The 20,179-nt window shown below is 55.9% G+C and carries 22 protein-coding genes; 14 read left to right on the plus strand and 8 right to left on the minus strand.

Annotation, left to right across the window (positions count from 1 at the left end):
• Positions 1-31 precede the first annotated feature (31 nt).
• The 3 genes from glsA to KQI26_RS00745 all read right to left on the minus strand — a co-directional run bounded on the left by glsA (position 32) and on the right by KQI26_RS00745 (position 2,377).
• Positions 32-952, minus strand: coding sequence for a glutaminase A (gene glsA, locus KQI26_RS00735; protein WP_177614519.1), 921 nt, complete (start codon positions 950-952; stop codon positions 32-34).
• 35 nt (positions 953-987) lie between these two features.
• Complete coding sequence (locus KQI26_RS00740; RefSeq protein ID WP_216502738.1) at positions 988-1,596, minus strand: hypothetical protein; 609 nt, start codon at positions 1,594-1,596, stop codon at positions 988-990.
• 547 nt (positions 1,597-2,143) lie between these two features.
• Positions 2,144-2,377 (minus strand): helix-turn-helix domain-containing protein, encoded by a 234-nt coding sequence (locus KQI26_RS00745; RefSeq protein WP_216502739.1) that lies wholly within the window; start codon positions 2,375-2,377, stop codon positions 2,144-2,146.
• 149 nt (positions 2,378-2,526) lie between these two features.
• Here KQI26_RS00745 and KQI26_RS00750 point away from each other — a divergent pair, with 149 nt between their 5' ends.
• Entirely contained in the window at positions 2,527-3,624 is a 1,098-nt protein-coding gene (locus KQI26_RS00750) for an S-layer homology domain-containing protein (RefSeq protein ID WP_216502740.1), read from the plus strand.
• A gap of 395 nt (positions 3,625-4,019) precedes the next feature.
• Positions 4,020-4,595: a DUF1836 domain-containing protein gene (locus KQI26_RS00755; RefSeq protein WP_216502741.1), complete on the plus strand. Its 576-nt coding sequence runs from the start codon at positions 4,020-4,022 to the stop codon at positions 4,593-4,595.
• Positions 4,596-4,683: 88 nt separating this feature from the next.
• Here KQI26_RS00755 and KQI26_RS00760 read toward each other — a convergent pair whose 3' ends face one another.
• Positions 4,684-4,932 (minus strand): AbrB/MazE/SpoVT family DNA-binding domain-containing protein, encoded by a 249-nt coding sequence (locus KQI26_RS00760; protein ID WP_118425475.1) that lies wholly within the window; start codon positions 4,930-4,932, stop codon positions 4,684-4,686.
• Between the two features lie 261 nt (positions 4,933-5,193).
• Between KQI26_RS00760 and KQI26_RS00765 the strand changes: the two genes are divergently transcribed.
• Both KQI26_RS00765 and KQI26_RS00770 read left to right on the plus strand, forming a co-directional pair.
• Positions 5,194-5,769: a nucleoside recognition domain-containing protein gene (locus KQI26_RS00765; protein ID WP_216502742.1), complete on the plus strand. Its 576-nt coding sequence runs from the start codon at positions 5,194-5,196 to the stop codon at positions 5,767-5,769.
• Complete coding sequence (locus KQI26_RS00770) at positions 5,766-6,278, plus strand: spore maturation protein (RefSeq protein WP_118425471.1); 513 nt, start codon at positions 5,766-5,768, stop codon at positions 6,276-6,278. The genes KQI26_RS00765 and KQI26_RS00770 overlap by 4 nt, the downstream gene beginning before the upstream one ends.
• Here KQI26_RS00770 and rsmI read toward each other — a convergent pair.
• Both rsmI and KQI26_RS00780 read right to left on the minus strand, forming a co-directional pair.
• Positions 6,264-7,103, minus strand: coding sequence for a 16S rRNA (cytidine(1402)-2'-O)-methyltransferase (gene rsmI, locus KQI26_RS00775; RefSeq protein WP_216502743.1), 840 nt, complete (start codon positions 7,101-7,103; stop codon positions 6,264-6,266). The two genes, KQI26_RS00770 and rsmI, sit on opposite strands and share 15 nt — an antisense overlap.
• Positions 7,104-7,106: 3 nt before the next feature.
• Positions 7,107-7,805, minus strand: coding sequence for a tRNA1(Val) (adenine(37)-N6)-methyltransferase (locus KQI26_RS00780; protein ID WP_216502744.1), 699 nt, complete (start codon positions 7,803-7,805; stop codon positions 7,107-7,109).
• 110 nt (positions 7,806-7,915) lie between these two features.
• Between KQI26_RS00780 and sleB the strand changes: the two genes are divergently transcribed.
• From sleB to KQI26_RS00810, 6 genes are all read left to right on the plus strand, one after another.
• The gene (sleB, locus tag KQI26_RS00785) at positions 7,916-8,602 is read left to right on the plus strand and encodes a spore cortex-lytic enzyme (RefSeq protein WP_216502745.1); all 687 of its coding nucleotides are present in this window, start codon (positions 7,916-7,918) and stop codon (positions 8,600-8,602) included.
• A gap of 260 nt (positions 8,603-8,862) precedes the next feature.
• Complete coding sequence (gene rny / locus KQI26_RS00790; protein WP_118425461.1) at positions 8,863-10,452, plus strand: ribonuclease Y; 1,590 nt, start codon at positions 8,863-8,865, stop codon at positions 10,450-10,452.
• Between the two features lie 338 nt (positions 10,453-10,790).
• Positions 10,791-11,279 (plus strand): hypothetical protein, encoded by a 489-nt coding sequence (locus KQI26_RS00795; protein WP_216502746.1) that lies wholly within the window; start codon positions 10,791-10,793, stop codon positions 11,277-11,279.
• A 25-nt stretch (positions 11,280-11,304) separates the two neighbouring features.
• Positions 11,305-11,784, plus strand: coding sequence for a hypothetical protein (locus KQI26_RS00800; protein ID WP_216502747.1), 480 nt, complete (start codon positions 11,305-11,307; stop codon positions 11,782-11,784).
• Positions 11,785-11,836: 52 nt separating this feature from the next.
• On the plus strand, positions 11,837-12,319 hold the full coding sequence (locus tag KQI26_RS00805; RefSeq protein WP_216502748.1) for a hypothetical protein: 483 nt from the start codon (positions 11,837-11,839) through the stop codon (positions 12,317-12,319).
• Between the two features lie 156 nt (positions 12,320-12,475).
• Positions 12,476-13,846: an amidohydrolase gene (locus tag KQI26_RS00810; protein WP_216502749.1), complete on the plus strand. Its 1,371-nt coding sequence runs from the start codon at positions 12,476-12,478 to the stop codon at positions 13,844-13,846.
• Between the two features lie 170 nt (positions 13,847-14,016).
• Here KQI26_RS00810 and KQI26_RS00815 read toward each other — a convergent pair whose 3' ends face one another.
• Positions 14,017-14,229, minus strand: a complete 213-nt coding sequence (locus tag KQI26_RS00815) for a hypothetical protein (RefSeq protein WP_216502750.1) — start codon at positions 14,227-14,229, stop codon at positions 14,017-14,019.
• A gap of 162 nt (positions 14,230-14,391) precedes the next feature.
• Between KQI26_RS00815 and KQI26_RS00820 the strand changes: the two genes are divergently transcribed.
• Positions 14,392-15,756 (plus strand): amidohydrolase, encoded by a 1,365-nt coding sequence (locus tag KQI26_RS00820; protein ID WP_216502751.1) that lies wholly within the window; start codon positions 14,392-14,394, stop codon positions 15,754-15,756.
• A 42-nt stretch (positions 15,757-15,798) separates the two neighbouring features.
• On the opposite strand, the gene KQI26_RS00825 is transcribed toward KQI26_RS00820, so the two are convergent.
• On the minus strand, positions 15,799-17,031 hold the full coding sequence (locus KQI26_RS00825; RefSeq protein WP_118746483.1) for a DnaD domain protein: 1,233 nt from the start codon (positions 17,029-17,031) through the stop codon (positions 15,799-15,801).
• Positions 17,032-17,335: 304 nt separating this feature from the next.
• On the opposite strand from KQI26_RS00825, the gene KQI26_RS00830 reads away from it, so the two are divergent.
• The 3 genes from KQI26_RS00830 to pth all read left to right on the plus strand — a co-directional run bounded on the left by KQI26_RS00830 (position 17,336) and on the right by pth (position 20,135).
• Complete coding sequence (locus KQI26_RS00830) at positions 17,336-18,493, plus strand: DapH/DapD/GlmU-related protein (RefSeq protein WP_216502752.1); 1,158 nt, start codon at positions 17,336-17,338, stop codon at positions 18,491-18,493.
• A gap of 46 nt (positions 18,494-18,539) precedes the next feature.
• Entirely contained in the window at positions 18,540-19,499 is a 960-nt protein-coding gene (locus KQI26_RS00835; RefSeq protein ID WP_118746481.1) for a ribose-phosphate pyrophosphokinase, read from the plus strand.
• Positions 19,500-19,577: 78 nt separating this feature from the next.
• On the plus strand, positions 19,578-20,135 hold the full coding sequence (gene pth, locus KQI26_RS00840; RefSeq protein ID WP_253292600.1) for an aminoacyl-tRNA hydrolase: 558 nt from the start codon (positions 19,578-19,580) through the stop codon (positions 20,133-20,135).
• Positions 20,136-20,179: the final 44 nt, after the last annotated feature.

The raw sequence follows: 20,179 nt of genomic DNA on the forward strand, positions 1-20,179 counted from the left end.
TATCCATCCTTTCTCCGGGACGCCCCGGCTTTTACAAAATGCTCAGATCCATCTCATCGGACAGGCGGGAGAGAAGCTCGATCCCGCCGGCGCTGTTGCCCGTTTCATTGAGGGCCGGACCCACCACGCCCAGGCCGCCCTTCGAGGGAATGGCCGACATGATGCCTCCGCCCACGCCGCTTTTGGCCGGCATACCGGTACGCACCAGGAATTCTCCCGACTGGCCGTACATCCCGCAGGACACCATTACGGCCATAGCGGTTTTGCAAAAGCTCTTCTGGGCACAGCACAAACCGGTGACCGGGTTTTTCCCGCCGTTTGCCAGCGTGGCGGCCATCACCGCCAGATCCCGGCAGTTGACCTTCACCGAACACAAACGGAAATATTCATCCAGAAGCTGCTCCACATCCCCATCGATGATCTGGGTGCTCTTCATAAAATAGGCGATGGCCCGGTTGCGGTGGCCGGTCTGTTTTTCCGACACATACACCTGCTCATCAATGGAAAGAGCGTTGTTGGCCGTCAGCTTCCGCAGCAGCTCCATCACCCGCTGGAACCGGCCCTCCGGCCCGCCGGAGACCATATACAGCGATGCAATGGCACCGCTGTTGATATAAGGGTTGAGAGGCCGGTGATGATTTTTCACTTCCAGGTCCACAATGGAATTGAAGGTTTCGGCGGTGGCGTTGAGGCTGATCCTGCGGGTCAGCTCATCCAAAGGACAGTCGGCCAGGGCCTGAAGGAAAATGGCCACTTTCACGATGCTCTGCACCGTCACCCGTTTTTCCCATTCTCCGGCGCCCATGCCATGGCCCGCCAGATCCATCCAGTAAACTCCCAGCTGCTGGGGATCGGCCTCCGCCAATTTGGGGATATAAGAAGCCACTCTTCCCTGTTTCGTAGCAAAGGCACATTCGTTTACCAGTTCCTCCAGACGCTGCTGTGTGATCATCCCGTATCGCCCTCCTGTTTTGTTCATTATGACCATTATAGCCACCCCCCTTCCATCTTGCAAGAGCAACATTTTGTTTTGCAATTTATCGTGATCTGGTCTGCAATATCCTTTGTGAGGCCGGCCGGGACAAAGGATTCCGGCAGACAAGGAGGATCTTTTTTTATGCAAATGCTCTTGCTGGGCCTGGCTTCCATGAGCAGTTCCCTGCTCATGGTCGTCACCGGCTTCGGCTTTGGCATCGTGATGATGGCCCCCTCGATACAGGTAACAGTGGTTTCCTCTAGAATCTCGCCCCATTCTTCAAAGCTGCCCTCAATCTTGGTTTCGCTTTTGTCGCTGTCTTGCCATTTGCCTTCCTTGGCTGCATAGCTGCGGTTTTGCTGGCTGGTGCCTCTTGCGGCTTCAAGATGGGCCACACCATCAAACAGCTTTTGCAGGGTGCTGAATCTCACGGGGGAGGAACAGGCAATATAAATATGGGTGTGCGGGGTATCTTCTTCAAGGCCACGCTCGTCCGCCATACAGCCGTAAACGAGGGATTTCAACCCCTGCAATTTGTCCTTGATGGTTTGGCGGTCAAATCCGTGTGAAAGCGGATTGTTAATTGCGATTTGCCATTTTCTAGCTTGTATATTGTCCATGTGCTGTTTCCTTTCTCTGGTCTGCTACAACTGCGACAGGTGCGACAAAGGCCATGTAGCAGGGAAAAGCCTTGCGATATATGGGTTTTCATGGATTTGCGACAGATTGCGGTAGCACTATAATGTCTCTCTTGATTATCTTTGCGGAAACAGCGATGATATGACAGTACATCAAAATATTCTTGAAACCATGTGCCGCCATATATCAATTAAGACAGAAAACTGGCATTTGACACAGTCTCATAAAATACCTGTTATCTTGATCAGCAAATGTCTTTTTGATTATCTCAACAGTTTAAATGACGCAGAGCAGTTTAAAAAGAAGGTACCGAAAAATATCGTTGACATATGGGTCGAACAGGAAACAAAAAAACACTTAATTCCTTACAGAACACAACACTAGATACTGTTAAATATGCTTTGCTGTCTGAGCGCGATATAACGTCAGATGAAGTCATGACCTTATTAGAAAAGGCCTATAATGAGAGCGCTGGAGAATAAAAAAACAGCCCTCGCGGTACTTCCGTCCGCAAGGGCTGCTTTTCATTCACTTTTCTATTAACTGGTCTAAGCTGACTTCCAGTGCCACAGAAATCCGATAAAATGTATCTACGCTGAAATTGTAGGCAACCTTTTCACTTTCGATTTGTCGCACAAAGTCATGGGAGCGCCCGATTCGTTCAGCCAATTCCGCAGCCGTTAGGCCGCGCTGTTTACGATATTTCTTAATATTACGCCGTATCGTATTATAAATATCCTCATTGAATACAAGCTGTTTCATTTTGTGAGCCACCACCTAACGAAAGTGTACCCAAATTCATCAGGAATGTATGTTAGGTATAGCCTCACAAAAATGGTTGTGCTAACGAAAAATATATGGTAGACTACAAGCAGTATCCCCACTTCGCACAAATTAGGAGGAACGAGAAAATGAAAAAATTTTTATCCCTCGCACTCACATTAGCACTCTGTTTCAGTTTGACTGTCCCAGCATTTGCCGCAAACAAAGCGGGAGACACCACCATCACTGACAAATCCGGAAACATTTACACGCTTTCAAAACCCATCCTGTATACCATTCCTGTTTCGGATTTGGAAGCAGTACAGGGCAGCAGCTACTTTTTGAATCGAATCAAAGAGGAAACATCCGTTGTTTATGCGGTTTCTACCGGTACGGTTATTACGGCTCCAAATGGCGGCTGGATCGACTCTATGCTTGGCGTGTGGCTCACTCAGGAAGGCGATGCCTGCAAAGTCGATGAAGATGACGGCGGCGGCTACCCGTGGAAGTCTTTTGAGTACGAAGATGGTTCACAAGGTCTTTTAGCCGCGCACTTCTGCAAATCGGGCGGCGCAATCGATGAATCGACTGGATATTTGACAAGCGATGCGGTCAATAACGGCATGATTGCTTTCTTTGTTCCATGGGACGAAACGGCGGGCAGTCCATTCACTTCAAAATCCACTCCGAGCACTCCGAGCAAACCCAGCACGCCCACCGGCCAGACCTTTACCGATGTAGCCGCAAACGCCTATTACGCGAACTCGGTGGCGTGGGCAGTCGATAAGGGTATCACAGCGGGAACATCTAAAACGACCTTTTCCCCGAATAGCACTTGCACTACGGCGCAGATTTTGACTTTTCTCTGGCGGTCACAGGGTTCGCCCGAACCGACTAGCAAGACGAACACATTCACCGACATAAAAGAAAGCGACTATTTCTATAAGGCTGCATTGTGGGCGAAAGAGAAGAATATCGTTTCCAAAGACAGCACGGTTTTTGGTGGAGATACGCCCTGCACCCGTAGTTCGGCGGTTCTATATATCTGGCGTGCCGCTGGCTTCCCCGCTGCCACAAAAGCCAGCAGCTTTACCGATGTAGCTGCTACAACGATTTATGCGCCTGCTGTTGATTGGGCGGTTGAACAAGGTGTGACAAGCGGCACAAGCAAAACGACTTTCTCTCCCGATACCACTTGCACCCGCGCCCAGATCGTGACATTCCTGTACCGGGCATTTGCCAAGTGATAAAGTAATTATATTCAAGGGGGTGTCCGACTTGTGGACAACCCCCTTTTTCTATAGTAATATATGCTATAAAACCCGCTCCACATTATAAGTGTGAGCGGGTTTATGTATGGAAACACGCCTTTGTTCTGGTCATTATTTGGTCTTTATTCCTGCTGAAAGTTAGCCATTTCTGCTCGTATCCGCTTGCCCTTACCTTTGCAACCCCCAGATTTAATGCGTGTTTGCAGCATTTGCTTTAAGTTAGCAGAAGCAGAAAAAATTATTTGAAAACTTCTTTTCCCGGTTTCTTTCGTTTGATATTCCCATTGCAAAAACCGTTGCGATGGATGGGAGGCGGTGGTACAATATGTTTTGTTCTCAACAAAATGATTTTATCAGGCGGTGAATCGGCAATGGACAATAGCACACTGTGCCAAAAAGCCCTGGAAGGACTGGACGGGCTTGAGGCGCCCCAGCTCCCTTCCTGGGAGAGTCTGCCCCAGCTGGATCTGTATATGGATCAGGTGATCGTGCTGATGGAGCGGTATCTGGCCCTGTTCAGCGACGGCAAGGACAAGCTGATTACCCCCTCCATGATCAACAATTATGTGAAGCTGGGGCTCATTCCCCCGCCAGTGAAGAAAAAATACAGCCGGGAGCACCTGGCCCGGCTGATGACCATCTGCATGCTCAAGCAGATCATGCCCATCCCCACCCTGTCCTATCTCACAGGAAAGGGCGCCCAGCAAACCGGTCTGCCGGAAAGCTTTGACCAGCTGACCCGGGAGCAGAGCCAGGCGCTGGAGCACACCGCCCAGGGGGCCCGGGAGGACATTGCCGCCCTGGAGGAGGAAAATCTGCGCCAGGGGCTGGCTCAGCTGGCGCTGAAGTTTTCCGCCCAGGCCAATGCCAACCGCATCCTGGCCCAGAAGATCACTTCCCTTTTGCAGCAGGAGACCCAGGCTCCCCCGAAAGGCAAAGACCGGTGAAATCCGGACAAAACAGCATTAAAAAAGGGGCCGTCCCAGAATGAAAATTCTGTGACGGGCCCTTTTATGTTGCAGCAAAAACCATTTCTTACTTCTCAGCCAGTTCCTTGCGGCAGTTTTCGCACACATTCTTACCCTTGAATTCCGACACTTTTTTGGAGCTGCCGCAGAAGACGCAGTTGGGCTCATACTTGCGCAGCACAATGGAAGTGCCGTCCATGTAGATCTCAATGGGATCACCCTTGCTGGCGTCAATGTTCAGGGTGCGGCGCAGCTCAATGGGCAGCACGATCCGCCCCAGGCTGTCGATGTTTCTGACGATTCCGGTGGATTTCATACAAAGCCTCCTCTATTCTTTTGGTATTTCTACAATATCATAACAACCTTTACAAAAAGTGTCAATAAACGGCATGTGACAAAATTGTTAATTATTCAAGACAATACCGTGACAAAATTGCCTAAAGAAGCCTGGTATATCAAGGTTTTTATTTGTCCCATAGTTGGACTATTCAAGGAGTTTCCCCGGTGGCTTTCCCCGGTCTTTTGCATGGAACTGGGAAAAAGGGCATAGAAATGGAGCAAAAAGGCGGTGAAATCCATGATGGCAAAGGTATTTTCCCTGCTTTTTGTCCTGGCCCTGTGCTTTGGCGCGGCCGGAGGCAAGTTGGAGCAGGTATCGGCGGCGCTGCCCCAAGGGGCGGCGGGAGGGGTGGAGCTGGCTCTCTCCATCGGCGGGACGATGTGCGTATGGTCGGGAATCCTGGAAGTGATGGATCAAAGCGGGTTGACCGAAAAGGTCTCCCGGCTTTTGTCTCCGGTAATCCGGGGCATTTTCGGCAAGGCGGCCCAGGATAAACAGGCCCGTCAGGCCCTGAGCCAGAACATGGCGGCCAACCTCCTGGGATTGGGCAGCGCCGCCACCCCGGCAGGATTGCGGGCCGCCCGGCGCTTGGCCCAAACCGGCGGCAGGCCGGACCATTCCGCGGTTTTGCGGCTGATGGTGCTCAATTCCGCTTCCCTTCAGCTGATTCCCGCCAATGTGGCGGCGGTGCGGGCGGCGGCAGGCAGCGCCCAGCCCTTTGCCATTCTGCCCGCCGTGTGGCTGGCCTCCCTGGGTTCGGTGTGCGCCGCCCTGGCCGTTTCTGCCCTGCTGGAAAGGGTGTGGCATCCATGACCGCTCTTCTCATCCCTCTGCTGGCCGCCGGTGTGATGGTCTACGGTCTTTTCCATGGCTGCGATGTATACGCCGCCTTTCTCAAAGGGGTGCGGCAGGGTCTGGACACCCTGCTTTCCATCTTTCCCGCCTTACTAGCCATGCTCACTGCCCTTTGTATGCTGCGGGCCAGCGGCGCTGTGGAAGCGCTGTCCCAGGCCCTGGCTCCCCTGACAGAGGCCCTGGGCATTCCCGCCCCCTGCCTGCCCCTGGCCCTGCTGCGGCCCTTTTCCGGCTCGGGAGCGCTGTCCATCGGTAGCGACATCATCCGCAGCCAAGGCCCTGACAGTCTGGCCGGATTGACGGCGGCGGTGATGCTGGGCTCCAGCGAGACCAGCATTTACTGTATCGCTCTGTACAGTGCCGCCCTGGGGATCAAAAACACCCGCTGGGCCCTTCCGGCAGCCCTGGCGGGTGATCTTGCGGCCTTTTTTCTCTCGGCCCTCAGTGTTCGGTTATTCCTTTTGTGAAAAACGCTCCAGCGCCTCGTTGTAAATGCTGTTTTTGGGCACTCCCAGCTCCTTGGCCGTCTGCTTGACGGCCAGGCTGATGGAAAGGCCCTCTTCCAAAAGCTCTCCCACCCGATCCATGGGATCGATGGCAGGCGCTTGTTCCTCTTCCTCCTGTTTGCCCCCCAGAATGAGGACGAATTCTCCCCGGGGCGGCTCCTGTGTATAATGGGCGATGGCTTCCGAAAGGGTGGTACGCCACACCTGCTCATGGACCTTGGTGATCTCCCGCACCAGGGCAATGGGCCGCTCTCCCAGGGTTTTATAGAAATCCTCCAGGGTGCGCAGCAGCTTATGGGGGGCCTCATAAAAGACCATGGTGCGCTTTTCCTCCCGGATGTCCTCCAGATGCTCCCGGCGGCTTTTTTTGTTCACCGACAAAAAGCCCTCAAAGCAAAAGCGGCCGCAATCCATCCCGGCGATGGACAGCGCAGCAATCAAGGCACAAGGCCCGGGCACTGCCACCACCTGAATGCCCTCACCCAAGCAGATGTCCACCAGATCGCAGCCGGGATCGCTGATGGCCGGGGTGCCGGCGTCGGTGATGAGGGCGCAATCCTCCCCCGCCAGGATGCGCTGGGCGATCAGCTGGCCTTTGGCCTTGCGGTTGTGCTCGAAATAGCTGATCTGGGGCTTTTTGATGCCGAATTTATTGAGCAACTTGGCCCCCACCCTGGTATCCTCGGCGGCGATAAAATCCACCTGGGACAAGACCTCCTGGGCCCGAGGAGAAAAGTCCCCCAGGTTGCCGATGGGCGTGGAGACCACATATAATGTTCCTGCCATACTCTATTCTTCCTCCATGACGCCGTGAATCCGGCGGTATTCTTGGGTGTATTCCCCCATTTCGTCCCGCAAAACAAGGGGCGGGAGAATCTGGCTTTCTCCCAGGCCCCGGCGGGCCATCACCAGAGCCAACTGGGCTTCTTCTCCCGGTTTTCCGTGGACAAAACGCACCTGCCGGGGAGAAAATCCATTTTCCTGCAAAAGCTCCGCCGCCCGGAAAAAATGCCGGGCTGGCCAGCAGAAATAAAACCGGCCCTTTTGCCCCAGCATCCCTTTGATCCCTTGGAAAAAAGGCTCCGGGGCACCGCTGCGGGCCAAGCGGCGGCGCTCATCGGGGGAGGGCGGTCCGGGAATGGCATAGGGAGGATTGGAAAGGCACACATCATAATGGAATCCGGCGGGGCGAAAGTCTGCCGCATCCCCTTGGAAAAACTGCCCTCTTTCCGAAAGGCCGCAGCGGGCGGCGTTCTCCCTGGCCTGATTTAAGCTTACAGGGTCCAGCTCCAAAGCGTCCAATGTGGCTCCCGGATGCTTTAATAAAGTCAGCACCCAGAGTCCGCCCTGGCCGCAGCCCAGCTCGATGGCCCGCTCTCCCGGGCGAAGGGAACAGAAATCGGCCAGCAGCACGCTGTCCTGGGTCAGGCCCAGTCCACCTTTTTGCTGAAAAATACGATATCCACCCCGCAGCCGCACCTGCTTCATATCCTTCCCCCTTTATTCTGATTGAAGTATTGTACCATGATTTTTGAAAAAGGAGAATAGCCTTTCTCTCCCTGGGCACAATAGGGAAAACACACAAAGGATGGATCAGGATGCCACGAAACAAAAAGCTTGCGGCGGCCTTGGCCGTCATTTTTCTTTTGAACATCGCCCTCATTGCCGGTTTTCAGTGGCTGGGCATTTCCTCCCAGGCCGCCGTCTACCAACAGGGCTCCCAGGGGGAGACGGTGCGGCAGATCCAGGAGAAGCTGAAACGGTGGGGCTATTATGACGGCGCGGTGGACGGCGTCTACGGCAGCGGTACGCGGAAGGCGGTGGAATATTTCCAGCGGAAAAATGACCAGACCGTGGACGGCATCGTGGGCCCGGCCACCCTCCAGGCCCTGGGAATGTCCTCCGGCTCCTCTTCGGGCAGCGAATCGGGCCGGGACAATGACCTGTATCTCCTCTCCCGCATGATCTCCGCCGAGGCCCGTGGAGAACCCTACACCGGCCAGGTGGCCGTGGGAGCGGTCATCCTCAACCGGGTGCGCCACCCCTCCTTTCCCAACACCATCGCCGGCGTGATCTATCAGCCGGGGGCCTTTTCCGCACTGAACGACGGCCAGTTCGATGAGTCCATCGCCGAAAGCGCCCGCCGGGCCGCCCAGGATGCCATGAGCGGCTGGGACCCCACCGGCGGTGCCATCTATTATTATAACCCTGCCAAAACCACCAATCAGTGGATCTATTCCCGCCCGGTGATCTCCCAGATCGGCGACCATGTTTTCGCCAAATGATCCCCATTGCCGTCCGGCGTCCGGACGGCATTTTTTTTGCTCTTTCCACCACCCTGAGCGAAAAATCTTCCGGAGGGTGCTTTTGCATCGGTTTCCCTTCTTGACACCGTCCCTGGCAGGATATAAAATATACATGGTATTTTGCCTTTTCTTCCGCCTTTTTGGTGGATGCCCATAAAACAACGGAACCATGGCCCTGTCCAGCGCAATCTCTTTGCGCTGTTTTTGTGGTTGCCCCCTTTGGGTTTTCGGGAGAGGTTATGCCGAAATATAAGGAAAAGGAGGGAGCGTCTTTGCCTACCAACCCAGGTTTTTATATCGTTTTTGCTCTGATCGCCATTGTCCTTTGCGCCGCAGGCTTTTTTGTCGGCGCCATTTACCGTAAGAAGATCGCCGAAAAGGAGATCGGCAGCGCCGAAGAGGAAGCCACCCGCATTTTGAACGACGCCATCAAGGCCGCCGAGACCAAGAAGCGGGAAGCTGTGGTGGAAGCCCGTGAGGAAGCTTTCAAGATCCGCACCGAGACCGACAAGGAACTGAAAGAGCGCCGCAGCGATGTGCAGAAGCAGGAACGCCGGGTTCAGCAGAAGGAAGAACAGCTGGACCGCAAATATGAAAGCATCGAGAAAAAAGAAGAAAAGCTCACTCAAAAACTGAAAAAAGCCGACGAATCTCTGGAAGAGATCGACGAGCTGAAGAAAACGCAGATGGCCGAACTGGAAAAGATCTCCGGCTTCACCGCCGAAGAAGCGAAAAATTTCCTTCTGGCCAAAGTGGAAGAAGAAGCCCGTCACGACACCGCCCTCAAACTGAAAGAGCTGGATCAGCAGCTGAAGGAAGAGGGAGAGCGGAGAGCCCGGGAGGTCATTGCCCTGGCCATCCAGCGCTGCGCCGCCGACCATGCCAGCGAAGTCACCGTCTCGGTGGTGCCCCTGCCCAATGACGAGATGAAGGGCCGGATCATCGGCCGGGAAGGCCGGAATATCCGTGCTCTGGAAAACCTCACCGGCGTGGATCTGATCATCGACGACACCCCGGAGGCCATCACCTTGTCCTCCTTTGACCCGGTGCGCCGGGAGATCGCCCGTATTTCTCTGGAAAAACTCATTGCCGACGGCCGTATCCATCCCACCCGCATTGAGGAAATGGTGGAAAAGGCCAAGGCCGAAGTGGCCGCCACCATCAAGCAGGAAGGCGAGCGGGCCATGTTCGAAACCGGCGTCCACGGCCTGAACCCGGAGCTGGTGAAGATTCTGGGCCGAATGCGCTACCGCACCAGTTACGGCCAGAATGTGCTGAACCACTCCATCGAAGTGGCCCATATCGCCGGGCTGCTGGCTGCCGAGCTGGGTGCTGATGTGACCCTGGCCAAGCGGGCCGGTCTGCTCCACGATATCGGCAAGGCCATCGACCACGAGGTGGAAGGTTCCCATGTGGCCATCGGTGTGGACCTGGCCAAGAAATACCGGGAAAATCCCGAAGTCATCCACGCCATCGAAGCCCACCATGGGGATGTGGAAGCACGCACTGTGGTGGCCTGTCTGGTGCAGGCAGCCGATGCCATCTCCGCCGCCCGCCCCGGCGCCCGGAGAGAAAATCTGGAGGCCTACATCAAGCGTCTGGAGAAGCTGGAAGAACTGGCCGAGAGCTTTGACGGGGTAGAGACCTCCTATGCCATCCAGGCTGGCCGCGAAATCCGCATCATTGTCAAGCCGGAGATCGTCAAGGACGACGATATGCTCCTGCTGGCCCACGACCTTTCCAAGAAGATCGAAGCTGAGATGAGCTATCCCGGTCAGATCAAAGTCCATGTGGTGCGGGAAACCCGGGCCATCGACTACGCAAAATAAAATTTTCAACCCCAAGACCGGCTCCTTCGGGAGCCGGTTTTATCATGTCGAAAAAGGGACTCAGATCCCTTTTTCGAGTTTTTGCAAGGGTCTGCGTGCACGCCTTTGGCGCACACTTGCCCCTTGAGAAGTGCAAAAACCAACGCACAGGTCGCCGGTTTTTGCGGATTGATGAGGGGGAGGGCACATATTTCTCTCCAACCGGATCAGTTTTCGACAGTCTGGACCGGCTCCTTCGGGAGTCGGTCTTTTTCATACTCAAAAAACAATCAGACAGTTGACTTTTCTTCAATGAAATAGTATATTAAAATTATAGTAACATTTGGAGGTGACAGACGATGAAAAACAGCAGCAACCGCACGCCTCCCCTTTTCCGGGGATTGGTCATCGTTGCAGGGTTCCTCCTGCTCATCTGGGGCGGTTTTCATTTGTGGCAGTGGCATAAGCTCCGGCCTCTAAGAGACGCTCTGGACTCTTTTACCACCGAATCCACCATGGAACCGATCTCTATATACCCCGTCACCATCCAGCCCCAGCAAATCACCCCCAAAGCACGGGAACTGATGGTGCGGTTTGTCAAAAGCCTTGACTCGCCTCTCATTGAAAATCAGTCTTTTGGTGGCGGATGGACTTTCCACTATACCGCCCCACAAGGTCAGGTAAGCGTCAATGGCAACATAGTGGTTTTCGTAATGAACGACGGTTCCCGATTGCAGGCCCGCTTCTCCCGTTCCGACAAGGAAGTCTATAAGCAGCTGGATGAGGAAATCGGCCGCTTGTTTGACGAAGAAGCGGAGCGCCAGGGGCTGGAATTAGAAAGCAAGTAATCTCTTTTGCCGGAGGTAACAGACCATGAAAAACAACAGCAACCGCACACCTCCGCTGCTCCGGGGAGCCCTGGCCCTAATGGGTTTGATTCTGCTGGCGTTGGGCGGTTTCTCCCTGTGGCAATGGTATCGTACCCGCCCCCTCCAGGCCGCTCTGGATTCTTTCACCGCTGAAACGCCCCTGTCCTTCCGTATGTCCTATCCACCTTTTGAAGTGGATATTCAGGATTTCTCACCGCAGGCACGGCAGCAGCTGGAAAAGCTGGCAAAAAGCTACCGGTTTCCTCTCATCGTGAAATCTGAGCCAGCCGGCGGATGGAGCCTGTCGTTTTCCGCTCCCCAAGGCAATGTGTCCATTACCCCCTCCCAAGTGGTGTTTCATGGGGAGGATGGTACCCTTTTGCGGGTGGAATATTTTCGCCATGATAAAAAAGCCTTTTCCCAGGTATATGATGAAGTGGAGCGCCTGATGGACCAAGCCGCAGCAGAAATGGAAGCAGCGTAACGGCATCCCAAACAGAATAATAAGTGACATCTTTCCATGGAGGTGACAGACGATGAAAAATAGCAGCAACCGCACGCCTCCCCTTTTCCGGGGATTGGTCATCGTTGCAGGGTTCCTCCTGCTCATCTGGGGCGGTTTTCATTTGTGGCAATGGGTCAAGCTCCGCCCTCTCCGGGCCGCCATGGACTCCTTTACCACCGAATCCGCCATGGGATCCACTTCCTGCTATCTGGTCTCCCTCGAACCCCAACAGCTCACTCCGAAGGCACGGGAACTGATGGTGCGGTTTGTCAAAAGCCTTGACTCGCCTCTCATTGAAAATGAGTCTTTTAGTGGCGGATGGACTTTCCACTATACCGCCCCCCAAGGCCAGGTCACCATCGCTACCAGCCGGGTAATTTTGCATATGAACGACGGTTCCCGATTACAAGCCTGCTTCTCCCGTTTCGACAAGGAAGTTTGTAAGCAGCTGGATGAGGAAATCGGCCGCTTGTTTGACGAAGAGGCAGAGCGCCAGGGGCTGGACATTCCCTGATTTTCTGCAAAAATGCACAGTTTTCCCTGGGGAATTTCTCTATTCCCCAGGGATTTTTTCTGCCGCAGCCCCTTTCTTCCCATCCGGCCCATGGTATAATAGCTTTGGGGGCGTAATCGTGCCCCTTCCCACAAACAGAAAAGGAGAAGATGCCTTATGATGAATCCCGATCGGGTGAAAGCCCTGAAAGAAATGGTGGCCTCCCAGCGTGAGCTGATGTTCGCCGCCGAGCGCCATATTTGGAAGCATCCCGAAACCGGTTACCGTGAGTGGAAGACCCACGAATATCTGGCTGCTGAATACCGGAAGCTGGGTTATGAACTGGTGGAGGCGGGCAATATCCCCGGTTTCTACACCGATATCGACACCGGCAAGCCCGGCCCCAAACTGCTGATCATGGGCGAGCTGGACAGCCTGATCGTCTCCACCCATCCCGAGTGTGATCCGGAGACCGGCTATGTTCACGCCTGCGGCCACCACGCCCAGTCTGCCGCCCTGTTGGGCATCGCTGCTGCACTGAAGCAGCCCGGCGCTCTGGACGGTATGAGCGGCTCCATCCGCCTGATGGCCGTCCCCGCCGAAGAACTGATCGAAATCGGCTACCGGGCCAGCCTGCGGGAACAGGGCATCATCAAATATTTCGGCGGCAAAGTGGAGTTCATGTACCGTGGCTTCATGGACGACTGCGACATCGCCCTTCTGGTCCACACCTCCAACAGCGAGCACAAAGGCATCGGTGTTGGCGTGGGCAACAACGGCTGCCTGACCAAGAACATCAACTACGAAGGCGTTTCCGCTCATGCAGGCGGCGCACCTCATCTGGGCGTCAACGCTCTGTATGCGGCCAACCTGGGCCTCAACGCCGTCAACGCTCTCCGGGAGACCTTCCAGGAGAAGGATTACATCCGCTTCCATCCGGTGATCACCAAGGGCGGCGGCGCCGTCAACGCCATTCCCAACGATGTGCGGGTGGAAAGCTATGTGCGCGGCGCCAGCATCGAGGCCATCGTATCGGCCAACAACCGGATCAACCGGGCTCTGGCTTCTTCTGCTGCGGCCATGGGCGCCAATGTGCATCTCCAGGACTTCCCCGGCTACTGCCCCCTGTACAACGACAAGAATCTGTATCAGATGACAGTGGATGTGGTGAAGGAAGGCTTCGGCGAAGAATGGATCCAAGAGGACACCAAGTGGGGCACCGGCTGCACCGACATGGGTGATATTTCCTGTGTGATGCCCACTGTCCAGCCCTATTGCTCCGGCGCCTGCGGCATGGGCCACGGCTCCGACTACGGCATCAACGATCCGGAAACCGCTCTGGTGGTTTCGGCCCAGTACCAGGTGCTGATGGCCGAAGCTCTGCTGAGTAACAATGCCGAGATGGCCCAGAAGGTCATCAAGGAAGCTGACCTGGTCTATCCCGACAAGAAAGATTACTTCGCCGCCGTGGACAAGATCTTCCTGGACAAAAAGGCTGTCACCCAGAACGAGGACGGCACCATCACTCTGGACTTCCAGAATATCTAACAATCTTACATCATCAAAGCGGGAGCGTTATGCTCCCGCTTTTTGTCTATTCTTCTTATTTTTCAGCGCTCTCTTGTTTGTCTTCATTTAATAGAGTAAAATAAAGTAAGTTCTTCCAAAAAGGAGGGAGCGTCATGTATTTCACTCGATTTGCATTCGCCCAGTTCGTGCTATGGCTTCAGCGCTTTGTTGTGGATGCCTATGTCGCCCTTTTTCTTTTTCAAATAACCTTTGGGCTCCACAATGGTACAGGCCACTATTATGCCAAAAAGATCCTCTGGTTCTTTTTCCTTCCCTGCCTGATCTATGAGTTTTTCTTTTTCAAATGCCCCCACTGCAAAAAGCGGCTTCCCTTTTCCGTTTTCAAGCAAAAAGACTTCCATTGCCCCCATTGCGGCTGTGAGCGTTTTTGATTTTGGGCGGTTTCACCAGATTTTTCGGGGGAATTTCTCCATCCCCACCCCTGCATTTTTCTCCGGAGGGCAGTATAATAAAAAGCGGAACAAGTACAAAGGGGCGCACCCCGGGAAAAGGAGAAGATCAAAATGATAAGCACCGAACGGGCAAATCAACTGAAAGAAATCGTAGCTTCCCAGCGGGAAGTGATGTTTTCTGCCGCCGATTACATCTGGAAGCATCCGGAGACCGGCTATCGGGAGTGGAAAACCCATGCCTACCTGGCCGAAGAATTCAAGAAACTGGGCTATGAACTGGTGGAAGCGGGGAACATCCCTGGTTTCTATACCGACATCGACACCGGTAAGCCTGGCCCCAAGCTGCTGATCATGGGCGAGCTGGACAGCCTGATCGTCTCCACTCACCCCGACTGTGACCCGGAGACCGGCTATGTCCACGCCTGCGGCCACCACTGCCAGGTTTCCGCCCTTCTGGGCATCGCCGCCGCGCTGAAGCAGCCCGGCGCCATGGACAGCATGAGCGGCTCCATCCGCCTGATGGCCGTACCCGCCGAAGAGCTGATCGAAATCGGCTTCCGGGAAGAGCTGCGCAAGCAGGGCGTCATCAAGTATTTCGGCGGTAAAGTGGAGTTCATGCACCGTGGCTATATGGACGGCTGCGACATCGCCCTTCTGGTCCACACCGGCGGCGGGGATCATCCCTCCATCGCCCTGACTCCGGGCAGCAATGGCTGCGTCACCAAGAACATCAATTTCGTGGGCGTTTCGGCCCATGCCGGCGGCTCTCCCCATCTGGGCGTCAATGCCCTGTATGCGGCCAGCCAGGCCATGAACGCCGCCAACGCTCTGCGTGAAACCTTCCAGGAGAAAGACACCATCCGCTTCCATCCCATCATCACCAAGGGCGGCGGCGCAGTCAACGCCATTCCCAACGATGTGCGCATGGAAAGCTATGTGCGTGGCGCTTCTCTGGAAGCCATCAAGGAGGCCAACACCAAGATCAACCGGGCCCTGGCCGCTTCGGCTGCCGCTATGGGCGCCAATGTGGTGCTGAAAGACCGTCCGGGCTACACCCCTCTGGAAAACGAAGAACAGCTTTATGACCTGACCTGTGAGATCGTCAAGCAGTGCTTTGGCGAGGACGCTTTGGTCAAGCGGGGCCGCAGCACTGGCTGCACCGATATGGGCGATGTGTCCGCCGTCATGCCCACCGTTCAGCCCTATGCTTCCGGCGCCTGTGGCGTGGGCCATGGCTCTGATTACCGCATTGCCGATCCTGAATCCGCCCTGGTCATGTCCGCCCAGTATCAGGTGCTCATGGCCGAGGCTCTGCTGAGCAACAACGCCGAGCTGGGTAAAAAGATCATCCAGAACGCCAAACTGCGTTTCTCCTCCATGGAAGAGTTCTTCCAGGCCATCGACGGGCTGTTTCTGGACAAAGAGGCCGTCAAGCAGAACGAAGACGGCACCATCACTCTGGATTACCAGAACTAACAAACAAGCAAAAAGGACTGGGAAAATTCCCAGTCCTTTTGTTTATCCGTTCTGCCTGCGGGCTTGCTCTTTCTCGCAGGCCTGCCGGAAACACTGGCACATTTCGGTGCCGATATATCCCTGGTCCTTGCAGTGGGGACATTCGTAAGGCGGTTCCAGATAATCCTCCCCATGTCCCAGGCGAAGAAGGATCTGCCTGCGCCGTGCCAAAAGCCGGTTGTTTTCCTCCCGCAGCCGCTGCACTTCTCCCGGGTCCTCTCCCAGGGCCGCCCGGGCCGCCCGGCTGGCACACAGCCGCAATTCCCGCTCGTTCTGGGCAAATTCCCCGTCTTTTCGCAGCCCTTCCAGCCGGGTTTGCTGTAACTGCTGCCGCTGAAGGCGCTTGCGTTCGAAGGCCTTGGTGACGGCGGCCACCACGCCGCTTTCGAACTCGCCCCGGCTGCGGGCGGGCTGAGGCGATGCCGTGCTTTGCCGGGCCGGGGCGCTTTTCCCTTCGCCCTGCTCCACTTCGCTCCGGGTCTTGTAGCCCGCCGTTTTCCAGCTTTCCAGAATGCTGTCCAGATAGGCCCATTTCAGCCCCCCGGTGCGCAGCACCGTCCGGTCATAGGCCAGGGCGATCAGGTCGTTGTCATAGCCGTGGGAAATCCACTTGTCCACCATGTTCTGTTCGCTTTCCGACAGTTTCCGGTCCCGGATGCCGAACAGGCTCATGATCTCTCCCTGGCGGCTGTGGCGGCGCTCCAGGGCGGCCAGGTATTCCTCCGCCTGGGCATAGGTCTCCACCCCATCCTTCTGCCACCGGTAGGCTTCCTGCTCGAAAAACCGGGAGGAAAGCCGGTTCCGCCCGGCGCAGTAGTTGATGAGCAGCATGAGTACTTCGGCGGGCATCCCCAGGCCGCTGTACACCGAATAGAGGATCTCCAGCTCGCTTTTGCGCAGCATCCGGCCCAGGGCGCCTTCGTAATATTGGCACAGGCCGGAAAAGGCCTCATCGTGCTGCCGGGCTTCCTTGATCTCTCCCGGGTCCCATTCGATCTCCTTCCGGGGTTTCTGAGGGCCCTCGCTGTCGCTGCACACCCCGTAGAGCACCAACAGACTGCGCGCCTTTTGCAGCCGGTTTTCGTCCAGGCCCAGCTGCTGGGGCTCCGGCAGAGCGCAGCCCTCTCCCCGGGCGGCGATATAGCAAAACAGCAGCGCCATATCCGGGTCCTTCACCGCCGCCACCTGGGCGCAGGCCTTGCGCACATCCTGGCGGATACGCAAAATCGGTTCCATGGCATCCTCCTTTCCCCACGGAAAAATACCCCGCCTCTTTTGGGAAAAGAGGCGGCACTTTTTGGGGGTATTTTGTCTAAAAATATTATATCAATTCTCTCCCGCCGGGTAAAGATTTATATTTTTCCCGAAATGGTGGTGATTTTTAGACATTCCTCTGGTATAATTAGTGTGTTATGGCCCTGCGCCATGATACCTCCATTTTTTACGGCCCTTTCCTCCTCCCTTCGGGGGAGAAGGGAAGCACGGCCGATGGGACTTTGTCCCTATCCCTGTGAAAAATTCCATACAGGAGGCGATCCCCATGGATGTATGCGCCCTGATCTATAACGATCCCGCCGACCTTTCCTGTCAGGCCGAGATCCTGTCCCGGCCGGCCTGTTCCTACCTGGTAACTCTGGCCAAAGCCTTTGGCTGCCAGAAGGTCTATCTGGCGGGCCAGGCTTGCAGCAGTCTGGATGTCCCCGCCCTGGAAACCGATTTTTCCGGCGAACCTTCTCTGTTTTCCCAAGTGGAAGGGGCTGAGCAGGGACTGGTGTTTTTCGAATCTCTCCCCGCTTTGACCCGGGGCACCCTGGGCAAACTGATGGAACAATCCTGCGGCCTTCTCACCGATGAAAACCACCATCCCATGGCTCTGTATGCTCCCTGGGATGTGCTGCAGCGCCTGTCCGGCCGCCGCATCACCCTGGTGGACGAGCTGCGGGCTCTGGGCCCCATGCTCACCGAGGTCTCCCTCTCTCCGGAGGACGGCTGCGCCATACAGAACGGCCTGGATGTGTACCGCTGCCAGGAGCTTCTCCGCCAACGGATCAACCGGGCTCATATGGAGGCGGGAGTGATCATCGTGGACCCCACCACCACCCATATCTCCCCCGATGCCCTTCTGGAAAGCGGCAGTCTCATCATGCCCGGTTGCTTCATCTACGGCCATAGCCACATCGAGGCCACCGCCAAAGTGGGCCCCAACGCCATGATCGTGGACAGCGTCATCGGCTGCGGCGCTTCGGTGAACTCCTCCCAGGTGATCGAGAGCACCATCGGCGCCCAGACCACCGTTGGCCCCTATGCCTACATCCGCCCCGGCTGCGATGTGGGAGAAAAAGTGCGCATCGGCGACTTTGTGGAGCTGAAAAAGGCCAAGATCGGCACCGGTACCAAAATCGCTCACCTGTCCTATCTGGGTGACATCGAGCTGGGTGAGCGGTGCAATGTGGGCGGCGGCGTCATCGTGGTCAACTACGACGGCAAGAAGAAATACAAAACCATTGTGGGCGACGACAGCTTCATCGGTTGCAATGTAAACCTGATCTCCCCGGTGCATCTGGGGGATGACACCTATATTTCCGCCGGTTCCACCATCACCGACGATGTGCCCTCCGAGGCTCTGGCCATCGCCCGGGCCCGCCAGGTGAACAAAGAGGAATGGGTCCGCCGCCGCCGGGAAAAGGGCCTGCTTTAAAAGTGTGATTTATTATTTTGAAATTCTATAAAAAGGGGAATGTGCTATGATTCCGCACGGCAACAGCATCAAGATCTTCACCGGAAACTCCAATCCCAAATTGGCTTCCGACATCTGCACCATGGTGGGCGTGCCTCTGGGCGACGCCAGCCTGAAACGCTTCTCCGATGGAGAGATTTCGGTCTCCATCAATGAGTCGGTGCGCGGCACCGATGTGTTCCTGATCCAGTCCACCTGCGAGCCGGTGAACGACCATCTGATGGAAATGCTCATCATGATCGACGCTCTGCGCCGGGCTTCCGCCGGCCGTATCACCGCCGTTATGCCCTACTTCGGCTATGCCCGTCAGGACCGGAAGGCCAAGGCCCGTGATCCCATCTCCGCCAAACTGGTGGCCGACCTGATCACCACCGCCGGCGCCGACCGGGTGCTGACCATGGACCTGCACGCCGCCCAGATCCAGGGCTTCTTCAACATCCCTGTGGATCACATGCTGGGTTCTTCGGTGCTGATCCCCTATTTCGCCAAGAAATTCGGTATCGGCAACCCGGATGTGGTGATGGTGGCTCCCGATCTGGGCAGCGTGGGCCGCGCCCGGAAGTTCACCGAAAAGCTGGATCTGCCTGTGGCCATCATCGACAAGCGCCGTCCTCAGGCCAATGTGTCTGAAGTGATGAACATCATCGGCAATGTGGAAGGCAAGACCGTCATCCTGGCCGACGACATGATCGACACCGCCGGCACTCTGTGCAACGCCGCCAGAGCTCTGGTGGAAATCGGCGGCGCCAAGGAAGTCTATGCCTGCGCCACCCACGGCGTGCTCTCCGGCCCGGCCATCCAGCGGCTCAATGACAGCGTCATCAAAGAAGTCATCCTGCTGGATACCATCCCCCTGCCCGAGCACAAGAAGAGCGACAAATTCAAGGTGCTCTCCGTGGCCGAGATCTTCACCGAGGCCATCAAGCGCATCTATGACGAGTCCTCTGTGTCCGATCTGTTCAACTAAGCCCCTGCGAGGTGTATCCCCATTTTCAGACGAAAAAAAGAGACCCCGCCCCAAAAGGCCGACTATCTCATCGTCGGCCTGGGGAATCCGGGGCGGCAATATGAGACCACCCGCCACAACGCTGGCTTTATGGCCCTGGACCTTCTGGCCAAAGAGCTGGGGGTGGATCGGATCAACCAGGCCAAGCACCGGGCTCTCTACGCCTTTTGTCAGAAGGATGGCAAGACCCTGCTTCTGGCAAAGCCCCAGACCTTTATGAACCTGTCGGGGGAGGCGGTGCGTGATCTGGCCCAGACCTTCCAGGTGCCCCCGGAGCGCATCGTGGTGCTTTATGATGACATCAGCCTGCCTTCCGGCCGGCTGCGTGTGCGCCGCAGCGGCTCCGCCGGCGGTCACAACGGCATCAAAAACATCATCTACCAGCTATCCTCCGATCAGTTCCCCCGGGTGAAGATCGGCGTGGGTGCTCCCCAGAAAGGAGAGGAGGACCTGAAGGACTTTGTGCTGGACACAGTGGATTCCGATGCCTACGAAGGGATCAAGCGGGCCCCGGAAGCCGCTCTTACCCTGATCTTTCAGGGAGTGGACGCCGCCATGCAGGCGTTCAACGGTGCGCCTCCCGCCCCCAAAGAATGAGCAGAACGCAAAATTTGACATTTTTCACACCCCCGTTCCTTTGG

The organism is Intestinimonas sp. MSJ-38 (assembly GCF_018917925.1).
In the GTDB taxonomy this organism is placed as follows: domain Bacteria; phylum Bacillota; class Clostridia; order Oscillospirales; family Butyricicoccaceae; genus Pseudobutyricicoccus.